The organism is Streptomyces sp. CBMA123 (genome assembly GCF_014596465.1).
Classification (GTDB): Bacteria; Actinomycetota; Actinomycetes; order Streptomycetales; family Streptomycetaceae; genus Kitasatospora.
This window is the reverse complement of record NZ_MECK01000607.1, coordinates 1-21,174: the sequence shown is the minus strand read 5'-3', so window position 1 is coordinate 21,174 and position 21,174 is coordinate 1. Positions and strand designations below refer to the sequence as shown.

At 73.0% G+C, this 21,174-nt stretch carries 25 protein-coding genes and 1 pseudogene; 15 read left to right on the top strand and 11 right to left on the bottom strand.

Annotated elements, in window-relative coordinates:
- Positions 1 to 151 precede the first annotated feature (151 nt).
- The 8 genes and pseudogenes from BG452_RS48295 to BG452_RS38565 all read left to right on the top strand — a co-directional run.
- Positions 152 to 884: pseudogene (locus BG452_RS48295) on the top strand (amino acid permease); the annotation flags it as partial.
- Positions 885 to 1,078: 194 nt separating this feature from the next.
- Complete coding sequence (ppsA, locus tag BG452_RS38595) at positions 1,079 to 3,442, top strand: phosphoenolpyruvate synthase (RefSeq protein ID WP_188309001.1); 2,364 nt, start codon at positions 1,079 to 1,081, stop codon at positions 3,440 to 3,442.
- A gap of 313 nt (positions 3,443 to 3,755) precedes the next feature.
- Positions 3,756 to 3,929: a hypothetical protein gene (locus BG452_RS47430; RefSeq protein ID WP_188309000.1), complete on the top strand. Its 174-nt coding sequence runs from the start codon at positions 3,756 to 3,758 to the stop codon at positions 3,927 to 3,929.
- The gene (locus BG452_RS38585; RefSeq protein WP_188308999.1) at positions 3,926 to 4,351 is read left to right on the top strand and encodes a cyclic nucleotide-binding/CBS domain-containing protein; all 426 of its coding nucleotides are present in this window, start codon (positions 3,926 to 3,928) and stop codon (positions 4,349 to 4,351) included. Before BG452_RS47430 ends, BG452_RS38585 begins: the two co-directional genes overlap by 4 nt.
- A 25-nt stretch (positions 4,352 to 4,376) precedes the next feature.
- Positions 4,377 to 4,817: an Hsp20/alpha crystallin family protein gene (locus BG452_RS38580; protein ID WP_223243362.1), complete on the top strand. Its 441-nt coding sequence runs from the start codon at positions 4,377 to 4,379 to the stop codon at positions 4,815 to 4,817.
- A 54-nt stretch (positions 4,818 to 4,871) separates the two neighbouring features.
- Positions 4,872 to 5,213, top strand: coding sequence for a dsRBD fold-containing protein (locus BG452_RS38575; protein ID WP_188308998.1), 342 nt, complete (start codon positions 4,872 to 4,874; stop codon positions 5,211 to 5,213).
- Positions 5,214 to 5,326: 113 nt separating this feature from the next.
- Positions 5,327 to 5,956 (top strand): hypothetical protein, encoded by a 630-nt coding sequence (locus BG452_RS38570; protein ID WP_188308997.1) that lies wholly within the window; start codon positions 5,327 to 5,329, stop codon positions 5,954 to 5,956.
- Positions 5,957 to 6,279: 323 nt separating this feature from the next.
- The gene (locus tag BG452_RS38565; protein WP_188308996.1) at positions 6,280 to 7,101 is read left to right on the top strand and encodes a S1 family peptidase; all 822 of its coding nucleotides are present in this window, start codon (positions 6,280 to 6,282) and stop codon (positions 7,099 to 7,101) included.
- A gap of 276 nt (positions 7,102 to 7,377) precedes the next feature.
- Here the strand turns inward: BG452_RS38565 and BG452_RS38560 are convergent, their stop codons facing one another.
- The 8 genes from BG452_RS38560 to BG452_RS38525 all read right to left on the bottom strand — a co-directional run bounded on the left by BG452_RS38560 (position 7,378) and on the right by BG452_RS38525 (position 13,882).
- A complete protein-coding gene (locus tag BG452_RS38560; protein ID WP_188308995.1) occupies positions 7,378 to 7,677 on the bottom strand; it encodes a DUF4193 domain-containing protein in 300 nt (99 codons plus the stop codon).
- A gap of 247 nt (positions 7,678 to 7,924) precedes the next feature.
- Complete coding sequence (locus tag BG452_RS38555; RefSeq protein WP_043910359.1) at positions 7,925 to 8,128, bottom strand: cold-shock protein; 204 nt, start codon at positions 8,126 to 8,128, stop codon at positions 7,925 to 7,927.
- 307 nt (positions 8,129 to 8,435) lie between these two features.
- Positions 8,436 to 9,014, bottom strand: a complete 579-nt coding sequence (locus BG452_RS38550) for a V-type ATP synthase subunit D (protein WP_317621423.1) — start codon at positions 9,012 to 9,014, stop codon at positions 8,436 to 8,438.
- Positions 9,015 to 9,329: 315 nt separating this feature from the next.
- Positions 9,330 to 9,812, bottom strand: coding sequence for a hydrogenase maturation protease (locus BG452_RS38545; RefSeq protein WP_188308993.1), 483 nt, complete (start codon positions 9,810 to 9,812; stop codon positions 9,330 to 9,332).
- 5 nt (positions 9,813 to 9,817) lie between these two features.
- Positions 9,818 to 11,113 (bottom strand): Ni/Fe hydrogenase subunit alpha, encoded by a 1,296-nt coding sequence (locus BG452_RS38540; protein ID WP_188308992.1) that lies wholly within the window; start codon positions 11,111 to 11,113, stop codon positions 9,818 to 9,820.
- Complete coding sequence (locus tag BG452_RS38535; RefSeq protein WP_188309016.1) at positions 11,110 to 11,892, bottom strand: oxidoreductase; 783 nt, start codon at positions 11,890 to 11,892, stop codon at positions 11,110 to 11,112. Before BG452_RS38535 ends, BG452_RS38540 begins: the two co-directional genes overlap by 4 nt.
- 5 nt (positions 11,893 to 11,897) lie before the next feature.
- On the bottom strand, positions 11,898 to 12,695 hold the full coding sequence (locus BG452_RS38530) for an FAD/NAD(P)-binding protein (protein ID WP_188308991.1): 798 nt from the start codon (positions 12,693 to 12,695) through the stop codon (positions 11,898 to 11,900).
- A 38-nt stretch (positions 12,696 to 12,733) separates the two neighbouring features.
- Complete coding sequence (locus tag BG452_RS38525; protein WP_188308990.1) at positions 12,734 to 13,882, bottom strand: 4Fe-4S dicluster domain-containing protein; 1,149 nt, start codon at positions 13,880 to 13,882, stop codon at positions 12,734 to 12,736.
- Positions 13,883 to 14,277: 395 nt separating this feature from the next.
- On the opposite strand from BG452_RS38525, the gene BG452_RS38520 reads away from it, so the two are divergent.
- The 4 genes from BG452_RS38520 to BG452_RS38505 all read left to right on the top strand — a co-directional run bounded on the left by BG452_RS38520 (position 14,278) and on the right by BG452_RS38505 (position 17,375).
- Complete coding sequence (locus BG452_RS38520) at positions 14,278 to 15,135, top strand: universal stress protein (protein WP_188308989.1); 858 nt, start codon at positions 14,278 to 14,280, stop codon at positions 15,133 to 15,135.
- Positions 15,136 to 15,149: 14 nt separating this feature from the next.
- Entirely contained in the window at positions 15,150 to 15,860 is a 711-nt protein-coding gene (locus BG452_RS38515) for a helix-turn-helix domain-containing protein (protein ID WP_188308988.1), read from the top strand.
- A gap of 304 nt (positions 15,861 to 16,164) precedes the next feature.
- Positions 16,165 to 16,815, top strand: coding sequence for a hypothetical protein (locus tag BG452_RS38510; protein ID WP_188308987.1), 651 nt, complete (start codon positions 16,165 to 16,167; stop codon positions 16,813 to 16,815).
- A gap of 122 nt (positions 16,816 to 16,937) precedes the next feature.
- Entirely contained in the window at positions 16,938 to 17,375 is a 438-nt protein-coding gene (locus tag BG452_RS38505) for a universal stress protein (protein ID WP_188308986.1), read from the top strand.
- A gap of 3 nt (positions 17,376 to 17,378) precedes the next feature.
- Here the strand turns inward: BG452_RS38505 and BG452_RS38500 are convergent, their stop codons facing one another.
- Together BG452_RS38500 and BG452_RS38495 are read right to left on the bottom strand one after the other, a co-directional pair.
- Complete coding sequence (locus BG452_RS38500) at positions 17,379 to 18,365, bottom strand: Acg family FMN-binding oxidoreductase (RefSeq protein WP_188308985.1); 987 nt, start codon at positions 18,363 to 18,365, stop codon at positions 17,379 to 17,381.
- 139 nt (positions 18,366 to 18,504) lie between these two features.
- Entirely contained in the window at positions 18,505 to 18,702 is a 198-nt protein-coding gene (locus tag BG452_RS38495; protein ID WP_188308984.1) for a hypothetical protein, read from the bottom strand.
- A 278-nt stretch (positions 18,703 to 18,980) separates the two neighbouring features.
- Here BG452_RS38495 and BG452_RS38490 point away from each other — a divergent pair, with 278 nt between their 5' ends.
- The 3 genes from BG452_RS38490 (at position 18,981) to BG452_RS38480 (ending at position 20,979) form a co-directional block, all read left to right on the top strand.
- A complete protein-coding gene (locus BG452_RS38490; protein WP_317621422.1) occupies positions 18,981 to 19,643 on the top strand; it encodes an OsmC family protein in 663 nt (220 codons plus the stop codon).
- Positions 19,640 to 20,182 (top strand): CBS domain-containing protein, encoded by a 543-nt coding sequence (locus BG452_RS38485; RefSeq protein WP_188308983.1) that lies wholly within the window; start codon positions 19,640 to 19,642, stop codon positions 20,180 to 20,182. The genes BG452_RS38490 and BG452_RS38485 overlap by 4 nt, the downstream gene beginning before the upstream one ends.
- Before the next feature lie 86 nt (positions 20,183 to 20,268).
- On the top strand, positions 20,269 to 20,979 hold the full coding sequence (locus BG452_RS38480) for an HNH endonuclease (protein WP_188308982.1): 711 nt from the start codon (positions 20,269 to 20,271) through the stop codon (positions 20,977 to 20,979).
- Positions 20,980 to 21,032: 53 nt separating this feature from the next.
- Here BG452_RS38480 and BG452_RS38475 read toward each other — a convergent pair.
- The coding region (locus tag BG452_RS38475) for a rhodanese-like domain-containing protein (protein WP_188308981.1) at positions 21,033 to 21,174 on the bottom strand (142 nt) is incomplete at its 5' end.

Genomic DNA, 21,174 nt, shown 5'->3' with positions numbered 1-21,174 from the left:
CCGGCCAGGGCGGCAAGGCGGCGCAGCGGCAAGGCGGCCGGACGCGACGGCCGTCGCCCCGGGAGCCCGGTGGCCGACCTCGCGCGGAGGCGGCGTTCTCCGTCCAGTAGGGTGCGCGCCGACACCGAAGACCGTCGGAAGGCACGGATCCATGAGTTCGTCGGCACCGGCGCCCGACCCGGAGGAGCTGCGGCGGCACCTGGGCGTGTTCGACGCGGTGGTGATCGGGCTGGGGTCGATGATCGGCGCCGGGATCTTCGCCGCGCTGGCCCCCGCGGCAGCGGCGGCCGGCTCCGGACTGCTGCTCGGCCTGGCGCTGGCGGCCGTGGTCGCCTACTGCAACGCCACCTCCTCCGCGCGCCTGGCCGCCCGCTACCCGCAGTCCGGCGGGACGTACGTGTACGGGCGCGAGCGGCTCGGGGACTTCTGGGGCTACCTGGCCGGGTGGGGGTTCGTGGTCGGCAAGACCGCGTCCTGCGCAGCGACGACGGCGGCGAGCACGGACAGGACGACGGCGACGATCACCCGCGTCAGCCAGGCGGCCTTCTGCACACCGACGTAGTTCACCGCCGTCAGGGCCACGACCGCCGCGACCGGTGTGCGATGCGCGCGTACCCGGCGAACGCGAAGAACAGGAACCCCGCCGCCTGGAGCACCCCGTGGAAGCCGGCGTCCGCTCCGACGGCCCAACGGCCGGTGTCGGCGCCGGAGCCGCTGTAGTGCGCGTCGGCGCCGCGGTGGCGGCCCTCGGCTCCCTGCTCGCACTGATCCTCGGCGTCTCACGCACCGTCCTGGCGATGGCCCGCGACCGGCACCTGCCCCACCGGCTCGCCGCCGTCCACCCCCGCTTCGCCGTCCCGCACCGCGCCGAACTCACCGTCGGCGAGGCACGGCACCAGTCCGACCCGGTTCCCTCCGGGGAGGGCCGATCGGCCCTCCCCCCACGACCGGTCGGACCTGCTTCCGGGAGGCGTGCGCCCCTGGGCCCGACGGCCCGGCCGGGCGGACAGTGGCAGGGACGGGGCCCCCGACGTGTACGGCGCCGGGGGCCATCCTGCCAGCGCGCCCGGAGGCAGTCATGCGCCGTGTCATCCGCTTCAGGGATCTCGGCCGGGCGGACGTCGCCCTGGTCGGCGGCAAGAACGCCTCACTGGGCGAGCTGATCAACGGCCTCGCTCCCGCCGGGGTCCGGGTACCGGACGGCTTCGCCACCACCGCCGACGCCTACCGTGAGCTGCTCGACACCGGCGGCCTGCACGAGCGGATCGCCGAGCAGATCGACCGGCTGCACCAGGGCGCCCCGCTGCCCGCGGTCGGCGCCACGATCCGATCCGACGTCTTGGCCACTCCGCTGCCCGCCGCGCTCGCCCGGGACGTCCTGGCGGCGTACGAACACCTCGCCCGCGAGGCCGGGCGCCAGGACCCCGACGTCGCGGTGCGCAGCAGCGCCACCGCGGAGGACCTGCCGGAGGCCAGTTTCGCGGGCCAGCAGGAGACCTTCCTGAACGTCCGGGGGGCCGCCGCCCTGCTGGACGCCTGCCGACGTTGCTACGCCTCGCTGTTCACCGACCGGGCGATCGACTACCGCGAGCGGATGGGTTTCGACCACCTCTCGCTGGCCCTGTCGGTCGGGGTGCAGGTGATGGTGCGGTCCGATCTCGCGGGCGCGGGGGTGGTGTTCACGCTGGACCCCGAGACCGGCTTCCCGGGTGTGGTGGTGATCAGCGCCGCCTGGGGACTGGGCGAGACGGTGGTGAGCGGCCAGGTCGACCCCGACGAGTACACCGTGTTCAAGCCGGTGCTCAAGGACCACCACCTGGACCCGGTGGTGCAGGCGCAGCTGGGTGCGAAGCGCCGGAAGGCCGTGTACGGCGAAGGCGGCTCGACCACGACCGTCGACACCGACGAGGACGAGCGGTCCCGCCCGGTACTCGGCCAGGGAGACATCCGCACCCTCGCCGACTGGGCGATCGCGGTCGAGGAGCACTACGGCTGCCCGATGGACCTGGAGTGGGCCAAGGACGGTGTCAGCGGGCTGCTGTTCCTGGTCCAGGCCCGGCCGGAGACCGTGCAGTCCCGGCGTCGGGGCGAGGTGCTGCACCGGTTCCGGCTGACCGGTACGGGCGAACGGCTGGTGGACGGCATCGCGGTGGGCGAGGCGGTCGGCGCCGGGCCGGTGTGCGCGCTGGCCGAGCCGGTCGGGCTGGAGCGCTTCCCGCAGGGCGGCGTGCTGGTCACGGAGATCACCGATCCGGACTGGGAGCCGCTGATGAAGCAGGCCGCCGCGATCGTCACCGACCACGGCGGGCGCACCTCGCACGCCGCGATCGTCAGCCGGGAGCTGGGCGTGCCGGCGGTGGTCGGCACCGGTTCGGCGACCGCGGTACTGGCCGACGGGCGGGAGGTCACGGTCTCCTGCGCCGAGGGCGCGGAGGGTCACGTGTACGCGGGCCGGGTCGCCTACGAGGCGACCGAGACCGACCTCGGCTCGCTGCCGGCCACCCGGACCAAGGTGATGCTCAACCTGGCCGACCCCGGCGCCGCGTTCCGCTGGTGGCGGCTGCCGGCGGACGGCGTGGGCCTGGCCCGGACCGAGTTCGTGGTCGCCCACCAGGTGCGCGTCCACCCGATGGCCCTGGTCCACCCCGAGCTGCTCTCCACCGAGGACCGGCGGCTGGTGGACGAACTGACCCACGGCTACCCGGACCGCACCGACTACTTCGTGGACCGGCTGGCCCACGGCGTGGCCCGGATCGCCGCTTCCCGCTGGCCGGACCCGGTGGTGGTGCGCACCAGCGACTTCAAGACCAATGAGTACGCCCGGCTGGTCGGCGGCGCGCCCTTCGAACCGACCGAGGCGAACCCGATGATCGGCTGGCGCGGCGCGAGCCGGTACTACGACCCCGGCTACCGCGAGGGCTTCGCCCTGGAGTGCCGGGCGCTGCTCCGCGCCCGCGACGAGCTCGGGCTGACCAACGTCGTGGTGATGATCCCGTTCTGCCGCACCCCGGGGGAGGCCGACCGGGTCCTCTCCGTGATGGCCGACGCCGGGCTCGCCCGGGGTTCGAACGGCCTGCGGGTGTACGTGATGGCGGAGATCCCGGCCAACATCCTGCTCGCCGAACAGTTCGCCGAACGCTTCGACGGCTTCTCCATCGGCAGCAACGACCTCACTCAGCTCACCCTGGGCGTCGACCGCGACTCCGGGCTGCTGGCTCACCTCTTCGACGAACGCGACCCTGCCGTCACCCGCAGCATCGAAACCCTGATCGCCACCGCCCACGCGGCCGGTCGCCACGTCGGCCTCTGCGGCCAACGCCCGAGCAACGACCCGGACTTCACCCGCTTCCTGGTCGGGGCCGGGATCGACTCGATCTCCGTCACCCCCGACAGCTTCGCCGCTGTCAAGCACGCCGTGGCCGAGGCCGAGGCCACTGTGTGAGCGGTGCCGCCCCCAACCGCTCCTCGGCGACCGCGCCCGAGTACGCCCGGGCCGTGTGAACGCCCGGGCCGTGTGAACGCCCGGACGGGTTCGCGGGACGGGGCGCCGGTTCCAGGGCGACTCAGGGCCCGCCTGTCCGGATCTCGCGTGCACCGGTCTCCCCGGTACGCCCGGCCTCGCGGGCGGGCCGTGGCCGTCCCCTTCCGGCCCTCGCCGATGGGGCCGAGCGGCCCTGCCGCGCGGCGCCCGACGGCGGTGTGATGGACACCGGAGGCCCGGCTCCCCGGGCCCTGAGCCCCCTGGAGGCACGATCGTGCGGACCGACGACACCCGCAGCATCCTCCAGCAGCTCATGCACCCCGGATGCGAGCGGACCGTAGTGGTGGCCCGCTCCACCCCGGAAGTCGCGCTCGACCGGCCACCCGCCGTCACGGTCTCCGCGCGCGACACCGACGAAGGAAACGCACCGGAAGGACACCCGTCGTGAAGGCCGCCGACCTCATGACCACCCCGCCCGTCACCGTCGACGTCGGCGCGACCGCTTTCGACGCCGCCCAGCGGATGGCGCGGGAGGCCGTCGGCTGCGTCCTCGTCACCCTGGACGGCCGCCTCTGCGGCATCCTCACCGATCGCGACCTGGCCCTGCGCGGTCTCGCCCTCGGCCACGGGCCCTGGCAACCGGTCGCGGACCTCATGACGACGGCCGTCACCACCGTCGACACCGACGACGACCTCGACTCCGCTTACCGCACCTTCCGCGTCTCGGGCGTCCGCCGGATCCCCGTCCTCGACCACGGCCGCCCGGTCGGCATGCTCACCGTCGACGACCTGCTGCGCGACGTCGTCCAGCGGCTCTTCGACCTGCTCGTTCCGGTCTCGGCCGACGCGCTGCCCGAGACCGCGGTCTGAGTCCACCTGAGGAAACAACTCTGCATTGGAGCCCACCATGGCCGGCGACCTGCTCAGAAGATTCCCCTTCGGCTACCGGTGGCTGTCGCTGCCGGACCTTCTCGAAGACTTCCCCGCCGACTTCCGCCCGCCGACGAGCGAGCACATGATCCGCATCGAGGAGTCCGAGACCGACGGCGTCTACCAGCTCAAGGCCGAGCTACCCGGCGTCGACCCGGACAAGGACATCACGATCAGCGTCGACGACGGCGTGCTGACCGTCCAGGCCGAGCGCAGCGAGGAGAAGAAGGACAAGCAGCGCTCCGAGTTCCGCTACGGCTCGTTCAGCCGCAGCGTCCGGCTTCCCGCCGGTGTGCAGGAGGCGGACGTCACCGCCGGGTACGACCACGGCGTCCTGACCGTCCGCGCACCGATCGGCGAGGCGAGGAAACCCGCCCGCAAGATCCAGATCACGCGGGGCAGTTGATCCCGCTCCGGGCCCGGACACGCTCCGGGCCCGACCGGCCCGAGGAGGCCCGACATGACCACGAACGCCCCGCCGACGATGCGCACCAAACAGTGGAAGCTGCGCCTCGACCTCTTCGAGGAGGGCGACGAGACCAAGGTCCACGCGGTTCTCGACACCGGCGACAACGTCCTGGAAACCCGCACCACCGCCCACCGCAACCCCCACGACCCGCCGGTGCCCGAGATCGGCGACGAGTACGCCGCCGCCCGTGCCCTCATCGACCTCGGCCAACAGCTCCTGCGCGCCGGCCGCTCCGACTCGACCGCCAACGCCCCGGCCGACGCCATCGCCGGCACCGGACGGTCTCGATCGTCGCTCCCGCCGACATGGCCCACAGGAGGGGCGCCGATCTGAACGACGGCCGCATCAGCCGGGCAGGGGCGCGGTTGGGAGCGGAAGGTGCGGGTCCTAGCCTGGGCACGCACCTGTTGTTTCCCGATCCGCACCGAACAAAGGTCGAGACCACCGTGAACCTGTTCCTGCGCAGCGCGATAGCCGTTCCGTTCCTCGCGCTCGCCGTCGCGGGCTGCTCGGCGAGTGGCTCCGGGGCGGCGGCCGGGGCGTCCACGCCCACCGCGGGCCCCGCCACCGCCCCGGCTGGTATGCCGACGCAGGCCCCGGCGTCCACGCCCACCCCGACCGCGGGTGCGACGGCGGCCGCGAACGGGCCGGCCAGGGTGCTGGAGGCCTGGCTCACCGACGTCTACCGAGGGGACGTCGACCAAGCGTGGACGCTCACCCAGCTCCCCCCGACCACGGATGGCACCTCCCCGCAGCAGGACCCGAAAGCCGCCTTCACCCGGGTGGTGAACTCCCTGCACCAGAACTTCGTCCAGGCCGTCCACACACCGGACTTCCAGGTCACCCGCCAGACACCGAAAGCCGGCGGACAGAGCGTGGTCACCGACGCGGACGTGACCGTGGACGGGCACACCCTGCGGCAGGCGATCCTGAGCACCAAGCAGGGCTCGGGCCAGGTGCAGCTCGCCCTCACCTTCACCCTCGGCCAGGTCAAGGGCGACTGGCGGCTGGTCAACCTCGGCATGGACGTCGACGCGTCCGTCTCGGCCACCGACACGGTCACGGCCGGCAGCTGACCGCCGGCAACGGGCCCCGCCCAGCGATCGAAGCGCAGGGCGGCCGTCCGGAGCGCCGGGCCGCGCCGCCGTCGGGATCCCGGGCGGCGCGAGGTCCTCGTCGCCGAATCCCTCCTCACACCCGGGATTCGTCAGTGCATCGGCCGTGTCACGGACGGTCAGCGACTGCGGGGTCAGGCCGGTCGGTCCGCGGCGTCCAGGCCGGGGCCGACGACAGGGGGATATCCCCACCCTCCGTACGCCGGTTGCCCGGATAGTCCTGTGGATCTTGAAAAGGAAAGCTGAGGGCAGCAGGAAATCCCCCCTCCGAAGGAGAATCCCTGATGTTCAGTGGGAAGTTCATGAAGCGTCGTGCGGCCCACGTCGCGACCGTGACCGTGGTCGCCGCCGGGTGCGCCGTCGCGACGGCCGGCAGTGCCGGGGCGATTGTCAACGGAACGGACGCCACCCAGCGCTACCCCTTCATGGCCTCCGTCCCGGTGTCGGCCCCGGGCCTGGACGACGGCGTCTGCGGCGCCTCCCTGATCGACCGCCAGTGGGTGCTGACAGCCGCCCACTGCGTCGACCCGAACCTGGTCAAGCCGGCCGGCACCGTCCGGATCGGCAGCGACGAACGAAAGTCCGGCGGCACCGTCCGCGCGATCGCCGGCACCGTCACCCACCCCGGTTACCAGCTGGGACAGGGAGTCGGGCCCAACCTGAACGACGTCGCGCTGGTCCACCTGGACCGCCCCGTCACGGAACGGCCCATCCCCATCGCCGAACGCCCCGGCGACCCCGGAACCCCGACCCGACTGCTCGGCTTCGGCACCGTCGTCGACACCAACGACCTCGGCGGCCTGAGGTTCCCCGACCACCTCCAGCAGCTCGACACCCGCCGGGCCGCCGAATCCGAGTGCGACCCCGGCTACGCGGGCCCCACCCGGCTGTGCACCGTCAGCCGCATCCCGCAGGCGATGGCCTGCTTCGGCGACTCCGGCGGACCCCAGATCCAGCGCGGCCGGGGCGGACGCTGGGAACTGATCGGCGTCACCTCCGGCCCCGGCGTCGGCGGACACGTCCCCTGCTCCTCCGGACCCGGCCTCTACAGCAGCACACCCGCCTACGCCGACTGGATCCGCGCCACCATCCACGCGAACAGCTGAACCGCGGACGCGCCCGTCCAGCGATCTCATGGCAGGTCAAGGCGAATTGACGCACACGGCGGGGACCGAGGCCGTCAGACGGCCGGGCTGCCACGTCCCGAAGCCTCGGCTTCCCGCCCCGGTGGTCGTCATCGCTGCACGCTCGAACCGGCCGAACTCGCACCGAGCCATCCATCGACTCCGGGCAGCGAGTTCCACATTCCGGCCTGGCTCGCCGTCCTGACCGCGGAACTCGCCGCACCGACGCCGTCCGAGCCGAAAGCGTGACGACCGCTGTCAGGGGGCGCAGTCGCGGCAGACCAGCCTGCCTTGGCCGTCCGCATGAGCGATCTGGCTGCGGTGGTGGACCATGGAGCACGTCGCGCAGACGAACTCGTCCGGCTGCTCCGGCAGGACCTTGACGGTCAGCTCCTCCCCGGAGAGATCGGCTCCGGGGAGCTCCACGCTCTCCACCTCTTCGGCCCCGTCCAGGCTTGCCGCTCCGGGCCGCCGCTCCTCACGGCGGGACTTCAGCTCCTCGAGGCTCTCCTCGTTGTCGTCCTCGGTGCGCCGTGGGGCGTCGTAGTCCGTTGCCATAGTGCTCGCTCCTCGCGTGGGTCGCAGAAGTCACCCGGTGCGTCGGGGTGGTGTGAGCCGGGTTGCATGTCGCGGGTCGACAGCCGCAGAGGGTGGACTGCGCCGGGGCACATCCGGCCCCACAACTGTGCCGGCTCCCGCTGCGAATCTCCGGGTACGGCCGCCAGGGAGTGTGCGGCGCACAGGCGGAGAGAAGGAGACGCCCCGCACACGGATCCATGCGGAACGCCCGCTCATGCGCTGGAGGTCAGGCGGGACGGATGTGCTCCGCCTGCGGACCCTTCTGGCCCTGCACGACGTCGAAGGTCACCCGCTGGCCCTCCTGGAGTTCACGGAAGCCCTGGGCGTCGATGTTCGAGTAGTGGGCGAACACGTCAGGACCGCCGCCGTCCTGCTCGATGAAGCCGAACCCCTTCTCGGCGTTGAACCACTTCACGGTGCCGGTAGCCATGCGCTTCCCCTTCCTGGGAACTGGTCGGGCCCCAAGAGTGCGGGCCCGACGGGTGATCGCCCTGGTCCGGAGAGGCGTCGAACAGCAAGAACGCCCACGACGTGTCACCGCGGGCGAGAACTTCGGAACCACGATTGCTTGATCAAAACGTTACACCGCGCGGGACGCCACAGCCAGGGCGGCGAGCCGCTGGCGGGCCCGACCGGGTGCCCGGACTCCAGCGCCGAACAGGTGCGGGAGGCCTGGCGCCGGCCGCCCCTGAGAGAGGAGTCGGCCTCGAAGGAGAGCGATGACGGGTACCAGCCCCTCACGGGAACCGAGCGCCATGGTGCCCATGTCGATCTCCGGTGCGGCGTGCCGCCCAGCGGCGGCGGACCGCGTCCTCGTGCTCGGCCTGCTCCACCGCCTGCTCCACCACGGCGAGTTCGGCCGTCAGGCGCGGGATCCGGTACCGGCGCAGGGCTCGGACCCAGCGGCCGGTCCGGGCCGCCTCCTCCTCCACCAGCCGGGCCGCCGTCCGGTGTGCGGCGTACCCGGCCGCCGCGCGGACCGCCTCGCGGTAGGCCCTCTCGACGTGCACCAGTGCGGTGTTGCCCGGGGCCGGTTCGTGGGCGGCCCGGACCGCGTCGGTGCAGAAGGCACCGGGCGGGTGGCGCACTCCGATGGAGGCGGTCCACTCGATGGCCACGTCCATCCGGTCGGCGACCGCCGCCGCCTCCAACGCGCCCTCCCCGCTCACCAGCAGTCCGCGCAGGAGCCACGTCCGTGCCTCCGCGAGACGTTCCCGCCACCGCGCTTCGGCCGCCCTCTCGTCTTCGCGCAGTCGTCGGAGCCGCGCGTCCGCCGCCAGCGTGCGACCGATCTCCTCGAACGACGCGGCTGCCACAGCCCGGGGTCCGAGCAGATGGGCGGCCAGCCGCCCGGCGTTCCCGGGGAGCGAACGGCCACTCCGTCGACACCCACCTTGCGACCGTACGACTTGCTCAGTGCGGCCAGCTCGATCGCCGGCCCGTCGTGGTCCATTCCTGCCTCCCGCCCCCGACACTGTCGGCGGTCCTGGGTACCACCACTGCACCGCACCCGCCACGGCGACGACAGAGCCCAATGGACCCCTTCCGCCAGGCCGGTCGGCCGCGTTCATCGCCGGTGCCGTCGTCCTGAGCCGGTTGCCGACGCCGCCGGGCGCCACCCTGCCGGGCCGTCATCGCCGGGCGCGCACCGCTCGGCGGACCTCGGCGACGACGCGCGGCACCGCGTCGGCGACGGCCGGGCTCAGGCCCTCGCCGATCGAGAAGTCCGCACCTTCGACCGCGATGATCAACAGTTCGCGCGGCAGCTTGGCGAGTGCGGCGGCCAGGGCGACGGCGTGGCCGAGGCCCAGGCCGTGGGTGCCGGCCGCCGCGTCCTCCCCGGCCAGTGGATCGGCGAGGAGGTGGTCGGCGTCGACGTCGACCCGGTGGATCCGGCCCGGCTCCCCTGGATGGCTGTGCACCGCGTCGACCACGACCGCGAGGTCCGCGTCCTCCCACAGCTCCATCAGCCGGGTGGGCTCGCCGTCGCACAGGGTGATCCGGTCGACGGCCGGGCCGTCGGCGGCGAGTTCCGCCAGGACGGCCACAGCCACGCCGTCGTCGTGACGGTACTCGTTGCCGACGCCGATGACGACGACGCGTTCACCGGCCATGCCCGTCACCTCCGGTCCACGCTGAGGGTGAGGAAGTGCGCCGCGCAGGAGATGCACGGGTCGTAGTTGCGGATCGCCTGTTCGCACCGGCGGGTCAGCTCCGCGTCGTCCAGGTGCAGCCGGGGCTGGACGAAAGCCCGCAGGTCGGCCTCGATCGCGCTCTGGTTCTGCGCGGTCGGCGGGACGATGACGGCCCGCTGGACGATCCCGTCCTCGTCCAGGTCGTAGCGGTGGTACAGCAGCCCGCGCGGGGCCTCGGTGGCGCCGAACCCGCTTCCCGCCCGGGGCCGGACCGGGACGGCAGGGGCGGGTGGGGGCTCGTACCGCTCGATGATCCGCTGCGCTTCGGTGACGGCCCACAACACCTCCGCCGCCCGGACCACGATGCTGCGGAAGGGGTTGTCGCAGCGCGCGCCGAGTCCGGCCTCGGCGGCCAGGACGCGGACCTCGGCGGGCAGGCGTTCGCTGCCGAGGTTCCAGCGGGCAAGCGGCCCGGTCAGGTGGGGCCGGCCGTCGAGGGTGGCGTGCAGGGCCGTGGAGTGCGGCACCTGGCGTTCCCGGACGCGCTGCTCGAAGTCCCGTACCGGGAACGATCCGGCCAGCGTGCCGGTCGGGGTGCCGGAGTCGATGGCGTAGCCATCCGACTCGGTGAGGGCGAGGAGTTCGTGCCGGACGGTCAGCGGCGGGAAGTCGAACCCGGCCACCCAGCCGAGGGTGTCCTCGGCATCGGTCCGGGCCTGACTCAACACCGCTGCCAAGTGGTCGAGTTCGGCGCGGGTAGGGAGGCGGTGGAAGCCGCCGAGCCGGACGTTGACCGGGTGGATCGCCCGTCCGCCGAGCGTCTCGACGATCTCGTTCCCGGCCTTCTTGAGCCGCAGCCCGCGTTGCAGCAGGGCGGGGTCGGTGCGGGCCAGCGCGAGGGCGTCCGGCAGGCGCAGGAAGTCGGGGGCGTGCAGCAGGTAGATGTGCAGGGTGTGGCTCTCGATCCACTCCCCGCAGTACAGGAGCCGGCGCAGCCGCGCGAGTTGTCCGTCCACCACGACCCCGCAGGCGTCCTCGACCGCGCGGCAGGCACTCATCTGGTACGCGACCGGGCAGATCCCGCAGATGCGCGAGGTGAGGTCGGGCGGCTCGGTGTACCGGCGGCCGCGCAGCAGCGCCTCGAAGTAGCGCGGCGGCTCGTAGATCTGCAGCCGGACGTCCTCGACCTCGCCGTCGCGGACGGCGAGGTGCAGCGCGCCCTCACCCTCGACGCGGGCCAGCGCGCCGACGCTGAGCAGCCGCTCGGTGCGGTGGGTCATTCGGCCTCCTCGGTCGCCTGGCGGGCCGCTTCGGAGAACTCGGGGGCCTCGGCGTTGAAGGTGCGGTAGAGGCGGGCGGCGTCCGCCTCGGTGACGCCGTCGCGGCGCAGCAGTGGCAGCAGGGCCCGGGTGTCGGGCGTCTGCATCGGCCCGAAGCAGCCGTAGCAGCCGCGCCCGTACGCGGGGCAGATGGCGCCGCAGCCGGCCTGGGTGACCGGTCCCAGGCACGGGGTACCGTGGGCGACGGTGACGCAGGTGGTGCCGCGCAGCTTGCACTCGAAGCAGACGCTGTGGGTGGGGATGTCGGGCTTGCGGTCGGCGAGGTAGGCGGTGATGACCTCCAGCAGCTGCCGCTTGTCGATCGGGCAGCCGCGGAGCTCCAGGTCGACCGGTACGTGGGCGGAGATCGGGGTGGAGCGGTCGAGGCTGTCGATGTACTCGGGCCGGGCGTAGACGACGGCCTGGTACTCGGGCAGGCTCGCCAGGTTGCGCAGTGCCTGGACGCCACCGGCGGTGGCGCAGGCGCCGATGGTCACCAGGTGCCGGGACTGCTCGCGGACCCGCCGGACGCGTTCCAGGTCGGCGGCGGTCGCGATGGAGCCCTCGACCAGGGAGAGGTCGTAGGGCGGCGGCAGTTCGCGGCTGGAGGCTTCCAGGAAGTAGCCGATCTCCACCTGCCCGGCGAGCGCGAGGAGTTCGTCCTCGCAGTCGAGGAGGGTGAGCTGGCAGCCGTCGCAGGAGGAGAACTTCCAGACCGCCAGGCGCGGGGTACGGGTCATCGTGCTCACCGCTCGGGGGTGGCCAGCAGGCCCTCGGCGTGGTCCCAGCCGAAGACCGGTCCGTCCCGGCAGACGAGGACGGGTCCGAGCTGGCAGTGCCCGCACCAGGCGGTCGCGCAGCGCATGTTGCGTTCCAGCGAGACCCGGATCCGCTCGGCGGGTACGCCCCGGCGCAGCAGCTCCCGGGCGGTGGCGCGCATCATCACTTCTGGGCCGCACAGATAGGCGGCGCAGCGTTCGGGGTGGAAGTCGGCGTCGTCCAGCAGGCCGGTGACCAGCCCGGTGGCGCCGGGCCAACCGGGCTCCGGGCGGTCCACTGTGGTCCGGAGGTCCGCCCCGGCGCGCCAGCGCGGCAGGTCGTCGAGGAACAGTTGCTCGCCCGGGTCGCGGTACCCGGTGAGCACCGAGACCGTCCCGTACGCCTCGGTCCGGGCGAGGACCTCCTCGATCAGCGGACGCAGCGGGGCGAGCCCGATGCCGCCGGCGACGATCAGCACGTCGCTGCCGGTGGACGGGGTCTGCCAGGCCGTCCCGTACGGTCCGCGGGTGCCGATCCAGTGGCCGCGCTCGGCCCGGCACAGCGCCTCGCTGACCTTGCCGACCGCCCGGACGGTGTGACGGAGCAGGGCGCCGTCGATGCCGCTGACGGAGACCGGGATCTCCCCGGTGCCGAAGGCGTACAGCATCGCGTACTGCCCGGGCCGGAACCGGCGCAGCCGGGCGGCGACCGGGACGAGGTCGAGGGTGACGGTGTCGGCGCTCTCCCGGCGGCGGGCGAGCACCCGGTACGGGACGGGGGTCATCGGGTGAGGGGTCGTCGGGTGCGGGGTCGTCGGGTGCGTCACGGGGCTCCCTCCGATGTCGTCGCGTCCTCGGCGCGCAGGGCGGCGACCTCTTCGGTGATGTCGATGCCGACCGGGCACCAGGCGATGCAGCGGCCGCAGCCGACACACCCCGAGGAGCCGAACTGGTCGTGCCAGGTGCCGAGTTTGTGGGTGAGCCACTGGCGGTAGCGGCTGCGGGCGGAGGTGCGGACCGGGCCGGTGCCGTGCAGGTGGGAGAAGTCGAGGTCGAAGCAGGAGTCCCAGCGGCGCCAGCGCTCGGCGTGGTCGCCGGTGAGGTCGGTGACCTCCTCGGTGGTGGTGCAGAAGCAGGTGGGGCAGACCATGGTGCAGTTGCCGCAGGTCAGGCAGCGGTCGGCGACCTGGTCCCAGCGTTCGGCGGTCATCGTGCCGGCCATCAGCGCGCGCAGGTCGGTGGGGTCCATGGTCCGGCCCATCCGCCCTGCGGCCTCGCTGACGGCGCGGCGGGCGTGCTCGCCGTCGGTGGGGCGGGTGGGGAGTGCGGCGAGTACGTCCTCGCCGTCGGGGCTGCCCGCGCGCACCAGGTAGTGCAGGCCGTCGGGCTCCGCCGTCTCGGTGAGCGCCAGGTCGTACGACGATCCCTGCGGCAGGCCCGGGCCGGTGCCCATCGAGGTGCAGAAGCAGACCGCGCTCGGCTCGGTGCACTCGGCCACGACGATGAACGCCCGGGTCCGGCGCGGCCCGTACACCGGGTCGACGTACGGGCCGCCGGTCAGCACCCGGTCCTGCACGGCGATCGCCCGCAGGTCGCAGGGGCGGACGCCGAGGAAGGCGTAGCGGGGTGGCGGTTCGTCGTCGTCCCGGACGGTGAAGGAGCCGTCCTCGGCGCGGTCGGCCTGCCAGAGCCGGGCCCGGGGCGGGTGCAGAAAGGTCTTCCAGGACTGCGGCCCGGCCGAATGGGCGAAGGCCGCCCGGTCCGAACGCGGGCGCAGCCGGTAGGTCCCGGCCTCGGCCTCGACGCCCCAGCCGTACGGCAGCTCCCCCGCCGAGGCCAGCTCGGCGAGCACGATCGCACCGTCCCGCACGGTGGGTCCGATCACGGTGTATCCGCGCTGCCGCAGGGCCTCGACGAGCGCGGCGAGGCCCTGTTCGTCCAGTTCGGCGAGCGGTGCGGTGATGGTTTCCATCGGGTTGTCCTCGGGCCGGTCCCCGGTACCTCCCGGGGGTGGGTGGTACGCGTAGTTCCACTGTCCACCGCGCCCCGGGATTCCGCAGGGGCCGCCCGGCCCCGGGCCGGGGGCCGTCGGGGCCCTCCGCCGCGCCGCACAGGACCGTGGCCCGGTGCCTCGCGAAGGCCTGAGCCGAACGGGCCGGGCACGAGGACGCGATCCGCCGGCGCCGGGTGGCCGGCCGGGCCGGATCGCTGACCGGGGCGGGCTCGGGGCCGGTCAGGGCCCACCGGTCTGCGGTACGGGACCGACCGGCCCTGCCCGCGCGGCCGGCGGCGGCCGACGATGAGGGTGGTCAAGGCTCCGCACAGAGCCGGTGACGGCGCCGGCCGGGGCCGACGAAGGAGTCTGCGATGAACGGCTTCGAGAACCGCCCCGTGATCGTGGGCGTCGACCGCTCCGAGGCGAGCCGCTGGGCCGTGCGCTGGGCGGCGGACGAGGCTGCCGGACGCGGCCTGCCGCTGCAACTGCTGCACGCCCAGGAGTGGCCGACCGGTCAGCCGGAGGAGGAGGGCCACCACCGGGTGATCGGCCTGCGGGCCGCCGGTGACGCGCTGCTGGACACCGCCCGGCTACTGGCCGCCGAGCGGCACCCCGGGCTGGAGATCACCACGAAGCTGGCCGAGGGCCGCCCGGTACGGGTGCTGCGCGAGGCGGCCGACGAGGCCGCCCAGCTCGTCCTCGGCATCCGCCGGCTGACGGAGGCACGCTCCGCGCTGCCGATCGGTTCCAAGGGTGCGTCCCTGGTCGGTCACCTGAACTGCCCGATCGCCCTCGTTCCCGAGCCGCCCGAGGATCTGTCCGGGCCCGGGTCGGTCGTGGTCGGGGTGGACGGCTCGGAGGCGTCCCGGGCCGCGATCGGCTTCGCCTTCGAGGAGGCGTCGCTCGTCGGGGCCGACGTTCAGGCCGTGGAGGTCCGACGCCCCACTGAGGTCGGCCGGCCCGGCCTGATCGAGGAGTCCCTGGTGGACCTGTCCGAGGCCATGGCCGGCTGGCAGGAGAAGTACCCGGACATCCGGGTCCGGCGCGAGGTGCTCACCGGCTCCCCCGCTCCGATGCTGGCCGCCGTCGCGACCCGCGCCCGCTGCCTGGTCATCGGCAGCAGGGGCCTCGGCGGCTTCCGCGGCCTGCTGTTCGGCTCTACCGGGCGGGCCCTGGTGCACCGCTGCACCGTCCCGCTGGTGATCGTCCCGAACGGCATCCAGGCCTGACCGAGGAGGTCGACATGCGGACCACGAACGAAGGCCGGGCACACCCCCGCCCGGCCGACCCCGGCGACCTCGGCCGCCGGGTCGCCCGCCGCCGTGCCCGACTGGGGCTCACCCGCGAGCTGGTGGCGGAGCGCGGCGGGCTGGACCCGGGGTTCCTGGAGTACCTGGAGACGCACCCCGTCCCGGTCGGCGTCACCACCCTGGCCCGGATCGCCGACGCGCTCGACACCACGGTCACCGACCTGCTCGGCGGCGGCCGCGATGTCCCGTCCGGCCGGGCCCGCGCCAACACGCGCGTCCGGCTGGAGGAGCTGGACGCGGCGGCCTGCTGGGCCAAGCTCAGCCCCGGCGGCGTCGGCCGGGTGATCCTGGCCGCGCCGCGCGGACTGGTGGCGCTGCCCGTCAACTACCGGGTGCTGGACGCCGGCATCCTCTACCGCACTGAGGCGGACGGCACCCTGTCCCGGGCGGCTGGCAGCGAAGTCGCCTTCGAGGTCGACCAGTTGGACGAGGCGTTCGCCACCGGCTGGAGCGTCCTGGTGAACGGCACCGCATCGACGGTCACCGAGGAGGAGGCCGTGCACTGGTTCCAGCAGCACGCCGACCCGCGCCCCTGGGCGGGCGGCACCCGGGACACCTGGATGCGCATCAAGCCCACCGGGATCTCGGGCCGGATCATCCGCCCCGACGGTCCCCCGATCATCGAGGAGGAGATCCCGCGATGACCGCGAAACCGCACGTCCTGGTCGCCGGCGGGGGCTTCGCCGGCCTGGAGACGGCCTTCACCCTCCGCCACCGGCTCGGCGACCGCGTCCGCATCACGCTCACCGCCGACCGGGAGGACTTCCTCTTCAAGCCCAACACCGTCTACCTGCCCTTCGGCGCCGACAAGTGCGCCGGGCCGCTGTACGAGATCGCGCTGATGCTGGACACCTGGCTGCGCCGGGCCGGCCTCCGCCCCCTCGTCCACCTCACCTGGACCACCTACGAGTCCGGCTACGTCCAGGCCTTCGGCCCACGCCTGCCCAGGTGGTGGAGCAGGAGTTCGCCGCCCGGGGCATCGAGGGCCACACCTCGGCCGAGGTCGACAAGGTCGGCGAGGACGCGGTCCGCTACACCGACGGCACCGCCCGGCCCTTCGACCTGCTCATCGCCTTCCCGCCGTACGTCGCCGCGGTGGACCACCCCGACCTGCCGCACGACGACCGCGGCTTCCTGCGCACCCTCTCCGCCACCAGGCAGGTCCAGGGGCACCCGCAGATCTACGCCCCGGGCGACGCCGGGGACTTCCCCGTCAAGCAGGCCTTCCTGGCCTTCCTCCAGGCCGACGCCGTCGCCGACCACATCGACACCGTGGTCGCACTCGAACTGCCGTACCGCCCAAGCCCGTTCGAGCCGGTCAGCATGTGTGTGACGGAGATGCCCGACAAGGCCACCTTCGCCCAGGTGCCGCTGGAGGAGACCCGTGACCCGGCACTGCCCGTACGCGCCTCGGCCGACGCCGGCGACCTCTACCGCGTCGGCACGTCCCCGCTCTGGCGGCTCGGGAAGAAGGCGCTCGGCGTCTACCTGCCCGTCCGGTTCCGCGCCGGCCGGCCGTTCCCCGGCGGACGCCCCTGGCAGGCGATGCAGCTGGCCCTCGACGGGATGTGCCGCACCCTCGCCACCGGCCCGTCCTGACGGTCCCCGCCCCGGCCGGGCACCTGTGCCGTCACCCGGGTGCCGGGCCGTGCTGGCGGCGACGGCGGACGGCACCCACCGTGGTGGGAGGGGCGACCGCCTACAGGACGGTGACGGTACAGATGGACGCGAATGACTCCGCTCCCCGCATCGTGGTCGGCGTCGACGGCTCTCCGTCGTCGTACGCCGCACTGCGCTGGGCGATCCGACACGCGACGCTCACCGGCGGGGTCGTGGACGCCGTGGGCGCCTGGGAACCGCCGAGCCACTACGGCTGGTCCGCGCCGGTGGTCGACACGTCCTTCGACGAGAATCTCGCCCAGCAGCGGTTCGCCGAGGAACTCGGAGAGGTGCTCGGGCCGGACCGACCGGTAGAGGTGCGGGAACGCCTGGTCCTGGGCGACCCCTCCGACGTCCTCCTGAAAGCAGCGAGGGGAGCCGAGGTACTGGTGGTGGGCAGTCACGGGCACAGCGGTTTCACCCGTGCGCTGCTCGGTTCGGTGAGCATGCGCTGCGCTCAGCACGCCACCTGCCCGGTGGTCATCGTCCGCCCGCAGTGACGCTCATCCATACACCTGGTCGAGGACGTCCTCGACCCGACGGCGCGGACTGGCCGCACCGGGCGGGCCGTAGCCAAGGCGCAGAACCAGTTGGACGTTCGCCGGCCCCTCGGCGGTGTCGCGCAGGCGCCAGCGGGTGTCGGGGATCTCGACGGCCTGGTGCAGGACGGAGGCACGCAGGCCGTGGACGGTGGCGAGCAACCAGACCCGTTCCATCGCCTGTCCGGTCCGCAGCCATTCCGCCTGGCCGTCGGAGTGGGTGGTGAGGGTGGCGAGTTGGGGCAGGGCCTCGAAGCGTTCGGCTGGGGTGGTGTGGCGCGGCGGATGGCCGGTGAACCCCCGCATCGGGACGCGGGCGTCGCGGTCGTGCTCGCCGAGGGCGGCCAGCGGGATGCCGTCGAAGGACGGTTCCAGGCGCAGCCAGCGGCGGGTCTCGGCCTCGCGGGTGACATCGGCCGCGATCCGGGCCTCGGCCTCGGCGGTGAGGTCGAGGACTCGGCGTACGCCGTGCTCCTCCAGCACGGTGAGGGTGACGCCTTCGTCCCGGGCGGCCGTGATCAGGTCGGCGACGATCGCTTCGGGGACGTCCCGGTTGGTGAACGGGTGCCGGCTGGAGTGGCGCCCCGCGATGGCCGGGTAGAGGTCAGCTCCGAAGGGCTGTGCTGAGCGGGCCGGTGCCGAAAGGTCGAGGACGGCGCGCGGCTGCGCCTCCGCGCCGTTCGGGAGCAGCTGGACGACGGCCTCGCGGCCGAGGTGGGCAGCGGCCACCCGCAGGTTGAACACGGCGGCGCCGAGCGAGATGTGCAGCGCCCGCCCGTCCGGGTCGGCGGCGGGGACGGCCCGGTTCAGGTCCGCGTGGACCTCCAGGCCGAGCAGGTCGGGGGTGGGGCGGAAGCGCCAGGGCTGGCTGTTGTGCAGCGACGGTGCCAGGCCTCCAGCCTCGGCCAGCACACGCAGGTCGGCGGTGGTGAGGGCAGTTCCGGTGGTCATGATGGTTCACTCCCTGCTGCCGCTGCTCCCGGCGGGGAGCGCCGGTGATTCGAGGATCCACCGCGTCGGCGGTGTCCGGCGAGGGCCCAACGGCCCTGCCCGCAGCGGCCGGGGGACCTTGTGTGCGGACGGCTCGGCTTCACCGAACGGCTTGGGCCACGAGCTCGATGCGGCCGTTGCGGAGGTGGTTGCGGTGGCCGTCGGTGAACTCCACCCGGAGGCTGTGGTCAGCCGGGGCGTCCACCACCACGGCGCTCTCGATCGTGCCGTAGGACGATTCGCGGTAGACGCACACGCGGTCGCCGATGTGGAACTCCGTCGTCTCCGAGATGATCATCGAACTCACCTTCCGCCCCTCGTTGGATTGCGTCCACCATCCCGCGTCGGGCGTGACGGCTCCGAGAGGCGCAGGGTCCGTACGGGCGGGCCTCCCCGCCCTTGCCCTCTGGTACGTCCGGCCTCGCCAGGCGCTCCCCGGACTCCCCCTCCGGCCCGGCCGATGGGGCCGGGTGGCGGGCCGAACGGCCCTGCCGCCGCGCGCCCGGCAAGCGGTCTCCTGGATGACAGAGGCCCGGTCGACCCCGTGCCGGGCACTGAGCACCCGGAGGCACGGCCGTGCTGACCGACGACTCCCGCACCACCACCCAGCAGCTGATGCACACCGCCGCCGGGCGGACCGTCGCGGTGTCCCGCTACACCCCGGAAGTCCTGCCGGACAGCGGTCGCATCGTGCTCGACACGCCCCTCGAACCGTACGACGTCCACCAGGTCTGGATCTCGCTCACTGCGGCCGAGGCCCGGCAGCTGGCCGGGATGCTGCTACGCCAGGCCACCCTCCTTGAGCGGCCACAGACTCCACAGCCCGGCCGGATCGAGGTCGACCCGGTGGCGGGAGACCTGTACGCCGTCGACGTCCGGTCGCACGTCCTGACCGTCGACCAACCCCTCGACGCAGGTGGCGGAGACGCCGCACCGACCCCGGTCGAACTGTGCGCCTCCGCCCTGGCCTCCTGTACCGCCCACTACGCCGGCGGCTACCTCGACCGGCACGGCCTCACCCGGGACGGTCTCCACGTCACCGCGGACTACACCATGGCCCAGGACCGCCCGGCCAGGATCGCCACGGTGTCCATCGAGGTCACCGCCCCCGGCCTGCCGCCCGAGCAGGCCCCCGGGCTGCTCGCGGTCGTCCGCCACTGCACGGTGAAGAACACGCTCGACCACCCGCCCGAGGTCACCGTCTCCCTCAACGGCAACACCGCGGGCCGGGCGTCATGACGGCAGCAGATCTGACGGCCGCGCCGCCGGTCACCGTCGATCCCACCACCACGACTGTCAAGGCCGCCCTGCGGATTGAGCAGGAGGCCGTCGGCTGCGTCCTCGTCACCGACCACGGCCGACTGAGCGGCACCCTCACCGACCGCGGACTCCCCCACGGCCACCATCCCGAGCAGCTGGTCACCGACCTGATGACCACACCGGTCACCATCGTGGACGCCGACGACGACCTCGACACCGCCTACCGCACCTTCCGCAGCGCCGACGTCCACCGCCTGCCCGTCCTTGACCACGGCCGGGTGGCCGGGATGCTCGCCGACGGCGCCGTCCGGCGCTTCGCCGATGAACAGGGCGTCGCCGGTGAGCACGCCGTACGGGACCGCGTCGTCGGGCTGCTCGAAGACGGCCCCGTGACGACGAGCCTAAAGCGCCGCGCCCCGAGGCCTCACACCCCACACGTCCTTGCACCTCGACCGCCTGGCCACTCAGTGATCACTGGCGATCACACCCGCATCGCTTTGAGAGGTTTCCATTCATAAATGATCTCTACACAGATCATTGTCAGTGGCGCCAGCTAGCCTCCAGCAACTTCGAATTGATGCAACATCAGAGAGGCGAATCACTCATGGCACCCCAGGCAACCATCCGTCGCGGCACGCGCCGCATCCAACACACGTACGTCTGGCTGGCAACCCTCAGTGGCAACGAGGGCAGGTGCACCTACTGCGATACGGAGCCCGCGACGACGTTGGATCACGAGACGCCGGTCGCGGACGAAGGTGCGGACGTCTGGTGGAACTTCATCCCTGCATGCAAGCCCTGCAACGACTGGAAAGGAAAGCGTACGGCGAAGCAGTGGTTCACCGACCAGAAGCTGCACCGCGAGCGGCCGGATGTCGGCTTCGACACCCGCATGATGCCGTTGCGGATGGCTCTAGGGTTCGAAGGCCGAGTGGAGAAAGTCAGGCGCGAGTTGCGGAACACCGACCGTCGCGACTGGTTCCGGCACCATTTCGGAGCGGCACGGCACCGGAGCAAGGAGGAGATGTGGGAGCGGTTCGCGGAGTGCGAAGCAATGCTGGCCAGGTATCCGTTCAAGCCGTGGAATACGCCGAACGTCGGATCGGAATCTGCCGACCAGTGCCATCGCCGCATGTGCTGCAGCTGGCGGCACCCTGATGCCGCCGCCATCAGGGCGGTGATCCTCCCGCAGGAGCAGCGCGCCGCCTTCACACGCGCTGCCTTCGCTGCCGGCTTGTCCGAGGGAGACCTTGTCGCGACGCTCATCCGTGAGCACCTGCGGCGCGCGGAGATCCCCGAACAGCGCCGACAGTAGGTTCGTGCACACGACGCACCGGGCTGCCCCGGCGCAGCGCCGCGCGGGTGCGGTCACGCCGTCGGGGCGGCCTCCCACGCGCCGTAGCCGCCGATGAGGTCGTAGGCGTGCGGGTGGCCGTGGTGGCGCAGGAGGCTGGCGGCGATGGAGGAGCGGCTGCCGCCGGCGCAGTGCAGGACGATGCGGCGGTCGGTG

Excerpts from the sequence above, each read along its gene's own strand:
- BG452_RS38525 (WP_188308990.1), bottom strand. The coding sequence starts at position 13,882 with ATGGAAACCATCACCGCACCGCTCGCCGAACTGGACGAACAGGGCCTC.
- BG452_RS38575 (WP_188308998.1), top strand. The coding sequence starts at position 4,872 with ATGACCACGAACGCCCCGCCGACGATGCGCACCAAACAGTGGAAGCTG.
- BG452_RS38530 (WP_188308991.1), bottom strand. The coding sequence starts at position 12,695 with ATGACCCCCGTCCCGTACCGGGTGCTCGCCCGCCGCCGGGAGAGCGCC.
- BG452_RS38565 (WP_188308996.1), top strand. The coding sequence starts at position 6,280 with ATGTTCAGTGGGAAGTTCATGAAGCGTCGTGCGGCCCACGTCGCGACC.
- BG452_RS38500 (WP_188308985.1), bottom strand. The coding sequence starts at position 18,365 with ATGACCACCGGAACTGCCCTCACCACCGCCGACCTGCGTGTGCTGGCC.
- BG452_RS38515 (WP_188308988.1), top strand. The coding sequence starts at position 15,150 with ATGCGGACCACGAACGAAGGCCGGGCACACCCCCGCCCGGCCGACCCC.
- BG452_RS38485 (WP_188308983.1), top strand. The coding sequence starts at position 19,640 with ATGACGGCAGCAGATCTGACGGCCGCGCCGCCGGTCACCGTCGATCCC.
- BG452_RS38505 (WP_188308986.1), top strand. The coding sequence starts at position 16,938 with ATGGACGCGAATGACTCCGCTCCCCGCATCGTGGTCGGCGTCGACGGC.
- BG452_RS38495 (WP_188308984.1), bottom strand. The coding sequence starts at position 18,702 with ATGATCATCTCGGAGACGACGGAGTTCCACATCGGCGACCGCGTGTGC.
- BG452_RS38480 (WP_188308982.1), top strand. The coding sequence starts at position 20,269 with ATGGCACCCCAGGCAACCATCCGTCGCGGCACGCGCCGCATCCAACAC.
- BG452_RS38560 (WP_188308995.1), bottom strand. The coding sequence starts at position 7,677 with ATGGCAACGGACTACGACGCCCCACGGCGCACCGAGGACGACAACGAG.
- ppsA (WP_188309001.1), top strand. The coding sequence starts at position 1,079 with ATGCGCCGTGTCATCCGCTTCAGGGATCTCGGCCGGGCGGACGTCGCC.
- BG452_RS38540 (WP_188308992.1), bottom strand. The coding sequence starts at position 11,113 with ATGACCCACCGCACCGAGCGGCTGCTCAGCGTCGGCGCGCTGGCCCGC.
- BG452_RS38520 (WP_188308989.1), top strand. The coding sequence starts at position 14,278 with ATGAACGGCTTCGAGAACCGCCCCGTGATCGTGGGCGTCGACCGCTCC.
- BG452_RS38535 (WP_188309016.1), bottom strand. The coding sequence starts at position 11,892 with ATGACCCGTACCCCGCGCCTGGCGGTCTGGAAGTTCTCCTCCTGCGAC.
- BG452_RS38545 (WP_188308993.1), bottom strand. The coding sequence starts at position 9,812 with ATGGCCGGTGAACGCGTCGTCGTCATCGGCGTCGGCAACGAGTACCGT.
- BG452_RS38555 (WP_043910359.1), bottom strand. The coding sequence starts at position 8,128 with ATGGCTACCGGCACCGTGAAGTGGTTCAACGCCGAGAAGGGGTTCGGC.